The sequence below is a fragment of the Bacillus sp. LL01 genome, assembly GCF_001037965.1.
Window position 1 is genome coordinate 1 of sequence record NZ_LFEL01000110.1, and the last position, 5,499, is coordinate 5,499.

Sequence of the window (5,499 nt, forward strand, 5' to 3'; positions counted from 1 at the left end):
ACCCGCAACCTGATCCACAATGCTGATATCCACCAGGTGCACAGAAATCATACCAAGCAGCGGTTTCGACTGCATCCTCGTTATAAACACCCGCTTTGAAACCAGGATCATTCGGTAGGTTTTCCTCTAGATATAACCCTTCTAATACTGCTTCTGCAACTAGATTTTTCAGTGTAACCTCAATACCATCTTCAGTAACAGTAAATACTTTCTGAAGCTTCGTATTGTCATCTACATTCTTAAAAATAGATCCACTAATTAATACTACATCGTCTAGTAAAGGAGATTCATAATGAACGTCACTAAAATCAATGACTAATGACTCGTTAGTATCCGTTAATGTTAACGATTTAGTTGTGAAGAAGGTTTCCCCTTCATCCTTACGTTCACCCTTAGCATTGAGTTGATAAGCTTTCTTAACTTTTAGGTTTTTAATAGGTGTTCCTAATTCTTTACTTAGTACCTCCATTAAGTCGTGATAAGCCTGCAACTTACTAAGCTCCTTAATTGTGTTGGTCGTCTCCTGATCAGAGAGATAAGCTCCATTAATAATTCTGTACATAGTAACACTTCCTTTTCTTTTGTTGTATTTGCCTTACATACGATAAAAAGGAATAAGTACACTAATTAACAACTTGGATGAAAAAATTCAAATAATCTGTCATAATAAAATGAGAACTTATGTTCTCGTTTTATTTCTGTTTAGGTTGTTTTTTTACCATATACTCCCTTCTTATATATAAAAGGAGGTAAATCATGAGCACTACTATAATCACAGATCTAAAGAATTCTTATGAAGATTTACTCTATTACGATTTCGAAAGTATAAAAGACCCATTAGTGAAAAACTTCYTAAGTATAGAGAGTAATGAAAAGTTATTGTTGGATGCACAAAAGGAACCTAGTGAAGTAAATATCCTAGGATTAAACTTGGCATTTGAAAGGTATTACACAGAGATTCAGCTAATCAAATACATTTCTCAACTAATAAATCATTATTCGAGGGACTTCTACAGAAAGAAGAATAGAGAAAAAGAGCTTTATGTATATGCGTTTGAAGATGAATCTATTTTTGAGAGTAAAGAGGTTAACGAGCAATTTTTGAAGTCGGGGGACAAAGATGGTTTCTTTTTGCAAACATCTTCCATATTAGATGAAGTACAKGATCAAAACTTACACAATGCTCTCAATAAGCTTACTAAAAGGCAGTTAATGATCCTGAATCTCCATTTCTTACATCAAATGTCTCATACAGAAATAGCCTTGCACTTAAATATCAGTCAACAATCAGTTTCTAAAACAATAAAGCAATCGTTGCAAAAGATCAGAGAGACTATATCATAGGAAAGTTTGGAGCTGAACAACATGAATGGATTATATGAGTTAACAAAGAAAGTAAAAGTGAGTAATGATAATCACGCGATTTCGGAGATCGTCTCTATTTTTGATCCGAAAATAAAGAGTAAAACCCGTACCCTAGACATTCATGCTGGTGAGGATTTAAAGCAAGAACTTACAATCGAAATTACCAAGGCGATCAAACGTTTTGATGTAAAGAGAGCACCAAGCTTTTTAGAGTACGTAAATAAATTAATAAATAAGTAGAAAAGAGGCGATTTAATATGGAGAATCATTCAATTAAAGCAATACCTGTTTTTGAGGGAACCTATCCTTTGAACCAAACAAATAATAAAGCTTTAGAAATCATTAACGTAAAATCATATTGGGATCAAGGGATAAAAGGAAAAGGAATCACGATTGCCATCTTAGATAGCGGTTGTGATGATGAGCACTTGAATTTATCAACTAGAATTACAGATGGCGCTAACTTTACAGAGGAAGATGAGGGGAATTTTAAAAGGTACCATGATTATAATGGACATGGAACTCATGTAGCTGGGATTGCATGCTCTAATAATGAAACAGGAAGAATGACAAGTGTAGCCCCTGAAGCCAAACTGTTAGTGGTGAAGGTCCTAAATAAAAGTGGCAGTGGTAGTATTAAGAATCTAATTAATGGTATTTATTACGCCGTAAATTGGCGAGGGAGAAACAATGAACGAGTTAGAGTCATGTGCTTATCTTTGGGTACTGCAGAGGATAATAGACAGCTGTATGCAGCCATTAAATTTGCTATAAGTCAAGGGATCGTCGTAGTGGCCGCATCTGGTAACCAAGGAACAGGAAATGTAGAAGATGTAAATTTAGGTTATCCRGGAGCCTATAATGAAGTAATCCAAGTGGGAGCAGTAGATGTAGATGAGAAAATAGCGGAATTCTCTAATTTGAATAATCAAATGGATATTTTAGCTCCAGGAGTCAATATAAASTCTACTTACCTAGATAATAGTTATAAGTTAATGTCCGGTACTTCTATGGCAGCTCCATTTGTTGCAGGGGCAGTTAGCTTGCTGATTCAAGACATTGAAATAAAACTACAAAGAACAATCTCAGAAACGGAAATTTATGCTCAACTAATGAAGCGTACCAAAAGCTTAGGTTACCCAATTAATGTTGAAGGTAATGGTTTAATTTATTTAAGTACTAGGTTGTGATTTTTTAGGCTTTTGCCCTTTTATTAGATGTAACATATAAAACGGTAAAATTTTAGGGGGTTACAGTATGAGTACATCAATAATCGTTTACACTCAGCAATCTTGCAGTCATTGTCACAGACAAATGGAATGGATGAATAAAAAGCACATACCTTTTGAAGAACGTGATATATCGAACGAAGACTGTAGAAATGAGTTTTTAGACTTAGAGGGAAAAGGGACACCGCTTACTTTACTAAAGTCTAAAAATACTAACGAAATCATTACTGGATTTAATGAGAAAATGTTAGCAAAGCGATTGTTACTAGACTAAAAAAAAGGTGATCATTTTGAGAAATGAAACTATTTATAAGTGTTATTGTCAAGCAAGAAAAGCTCAAGCCTTTTATTCAAAATGCTTAGATAATACTAATTTTAGTCCAAGAGAAAAAGAGATTATTTATGAGCTAATTAAAGAGGCAGCAGAGACATCAAATAGATTAAAAGCATATTGTAGTGAATAAATTTTACTCGACTAAGTCGAGTACTACGGTGGCATAGCCAAGTGGTTAAGGCATAGGTCTGCAAAACCTTGATCCCCCGGTTCAAATCCGGGTGCCACCTTATATTGGTTTTTAAATAATAGGGACTACCATTATTGTAATTAAATAAAGTCTTACGGGCATTGCTACGTGCAATGTCTTTTTACCGTTGAATGAATATCAAAAAAATATAATAACACCGGTATAATGGTTATGGTAATATAATACTAGTAAAATCTATTTAATGCTCATGCTTTTTAGTAAGGAGATGCTTATCATAATAAAATTTATAAGATTTAGACATTTAGAAAAGATGGTGATTGTAAAAATATTCCTCGTCGCTCCAATTTGTGTTCTGCTTTCATACTTAGGGAAATTCCCTATCTTAGTGTACACATTAATTGCGATGGGACTCATTGTTAATTTTATAGGGATTGTTGCTACTCCCACTGATCTAGCTCCAAAGGCAAAAAAGCATATTCTCCGTGCTGAATAATCTCACATTTACGAACTGGAATAGGATGTTTAAAAATGGGCCCGTCTATTACTGTGGTATGGAATTCTCCACCTTCTCCGCAGGGGTCAATACCACGAGCTTCAAGCTCCTTCACGTATTCATGGGTTAACGTTCGCCCTAAATCGTCCTCTTGCATGCCCAATGATAAATTAACAGTTACAATAATCGTTACAAATCCTAGATTTATGAACTCTTCGACCGCTTCACGATGGTTCATTTCCCATAAAGGCATTCCAAGCTTTAATCCAGCATTCTTCGTAACCTTTTCATGCCAACAGCCATGAGCAGGCATATCTAAGTCTCCAGTTACTAACACTTCTGCTCCTTCATTTTTAGCTTTTTCTAAGAGCTGCATAAATACTTTTTCATAATCTGTCCAACTTGCAGCAGCAGTATATATTGGCAAACCTATTGATTTACCTTGGGCATGTATGAGTTCTGGAGGCATCCCATGTGATCTGGAACGTTTCCCTCCTTCCTCCAGCATGACAATCAGTCCAACCGCTTCTCCGATCTTCGCTGCTTTATATAGAGCTAAGACACTATCCTTTCCTCCGCTAAATGAAGCTATAAATTTATGACCGCGAGCACTCTTTTTCCAATCCATTATTTCTGCTGCCATTCCTATCTTCCCCTTTATCTTAATGACTTTTTGWCGATGCCTGTTATTAGCCAATATCATATTTTATATAAGAAGTAGCTCTATTTGTTTGATTTTATCATTAATAAATCTTACAAATAAGATATTATTGCACTCTGATAGGAAAAAACTTGAAATCTAATGATGTAGAAAAGAGAAAGAGAGAAGATAAGTCACACCGCAGTCTAAATTGACTAGGCGCCATTTTTTATGCAGTTTATGGAATTATTTAGGTGAAAAACATATCGATAAGCACGCTAATATTACATTTGTGTAACAATAGAGAGAAATAGAGAGGATTTTGATAGAATATAGTAGAAAAGAACCGATAGATAAAATAGACGTAAAAATAACCGATATTTCTATCAGATAACTTATTTCTTTAGTCTGATGAAATGAGCGATAAATGGAAGATATGATAATAGGAGGAGTTCGGAAGTATGAGAAAAGTAGTAGTGTCATCAACAATCGCAGCAGGATTCTTTCTGGCTGGACCACAAATTGCCGATGCAGCATTAGGAGATCAAACACTTCGTCAAGGAATGACACATAGTGACGTGACAGAGTTGCAGATCGCACTGAAAGAAAAAGGATTTTTTACATACGAACGAGCAACTGGTTATTACGGAACGATCACAGAACAAGCGGTTCGTGATTTCCAACGAGCGAATAACTTAACAGTAGACGGCATTGCAGGTCGTCAAACGTTTGCTGCGCTAAAAGGCAACAGTGGACAAGCTGCACCGAGCACACCAGCTCCATCTGCTCCGCCCGCGTCAACAGCCATCTTGCGCCGCGGTGCAAATAACAGCCAAGTGGGGAACCTGCAGCAAGCGCTAAAGGATAAAGGCTACTACAGCCATTCTGTGACGAATATTTATGGTGCGATTACCGAAGAAGCAGTCCGTAAGTTCCAAGCAGCGAACAACTTAAAAGTGGACGGGATTGCCGGTCCGCAAACATTCGCCGCATTAGGAACAAGTGGCAATAACACAAGCTCAAGCGGCTCTAACAGTTCTAATAACTCGAATGCAGCCCCTGCACCGAGCCCAAATCAAAGCACAAATAGCTCACTTCTAAGAGAAGGATCTAAAGGAAACAGCGTGACGCAGCTTCAAGATAATCTACGTTCACTAGGTTTCTTCAACGGAAACTCAACAGGGAACTTTGCAAGCGTAACAGCACAAGCAGTCCGTACATTCCAAGTTGCTCATAACCTGACAGCAGATGGAGTAGCTGGCCCTAAGACCCTTAGCAAAATTGATG

General features: G+C 36.7%; 8 protein-coding genes and 1 tRNA gene. 7 read left to right on the forward strand and 2 right to left on the reverse strand.

Translation table 11 applies throughout. From position 1 onward, the window contains the following. Positions 1 to 562 (reverse strand): hypothetical protein (locus tag AB685_RS25565; protein WP_047973408.1); only part of this gene is annotated, 562 nt, incomplete at its 3' end. A gap of 194 nt (positions 563 to 756) precedes the next feature. On the opposite strand from AB685_RS25565, the gene AB685_RS25570 reads away from it, so the two are divergent. From AB685_RS25570 to AB685_RS25590, 6 genes are all read left to right on the forward strand, one after another. Next, entirely contained in the window at positions 757 to 1,344 is a 588-nt protein-coding gene (locus AB685_RS25570; protein ID WP_047973409.1) for a sigma-70 family RNA polymerase sigma factor, read from the forward strand. Between the two features lie 21 nt (positions 1,345 to 1,365). Then, the gene (locus AB685_RS25575; protein ID WP_047973410.1) at positions 1,366 to 1,605 is read left to right on the forward strand and encodes a helix-turn-helix domain-containing protein; all 240 of its coding nucleotides are present in this window, start codon (positions 1,366 to 1,368) and stop codon (positions 1,603 to 1,605) included. A 17-nt stretch (positions 1,606 to 1,622) separates the two neighbouring features. Further along, positions 1,623 to 2,555 (forward strand): S8 family peptidase, encoded by a 933-nt coding sequence (locus AB685_RS25580; RefSeq protein WP_053073958.1) that lies wholly within the window; start codon positions 1,623 to 1,625, stop codon positions 2,553 to 2,555. A gap of 67 nt (positions 2,556 to 2,622) precedes the next feature. Next, positions 2,623 to 2,868 (forward strand): glutaredoxin family protein, encoded by a 246-nt coding sequence (locus tag AB685_RS25585; protein WP_047973411.1) that lies wholly within the window; start codon positions 2,623 to 2,625, stop codon positions 2,866 to 2,868. Between the two features lie 16 nt (positions 2,869 to 2,884). Continuing rightward, the gene (locus AB685_RS31490) at positions 2,885 to 3,058 is read left to right on the forward strand and encodes a hypothetical protein (RefSeq protein ID WP_157860756.1); all 174 of its coding nucleotides are present in this window, start codon (positions 2,885 to 2,887) and stop codon (positions 3,056 to 3,058) included. A 27-nt stretch (positions 3,059 to 3,085) separates the two neighbouring features. Continuing rightward, positions 3,086 to 3,158 (forward strand) — tRNA-Cys (locus AB685_RS25590). A 358-nt stretch (positions 3,159 to 3,516) separates the two neighbouring features. On the opposite strand, the gene AB685_RS25595 is transcribed toward AB685_RS25590, so the two are convergent. Beyond that, positions 3,517 to 4,215 carry a diphthine--ammonia ligase gene (locus tag AB685_RS25595; RefSeq protein WP_047973412.1) on the reverse strand — a complete coding sequence of 233 codons (699 nt, stop codon included), beginning with the start codon at positions 4,213 to 4,215 and terminating at the stop codon, positions 3,517 to 3,519. Between the two features lie 458 nt (positions 4,216 to 4,673). Here AB685_RS25595 and AB685_RS25600 point away from each other — a divergent pair. After that, positions 4,674 to 5,499, forward strand: an 826-nt coding sequence (locus AB685_RS25600) for a peptidoglycan-binding protein (RefSeq protein WP_047973413.1), incomplete at its 3' end; no start/stop codon positions are given.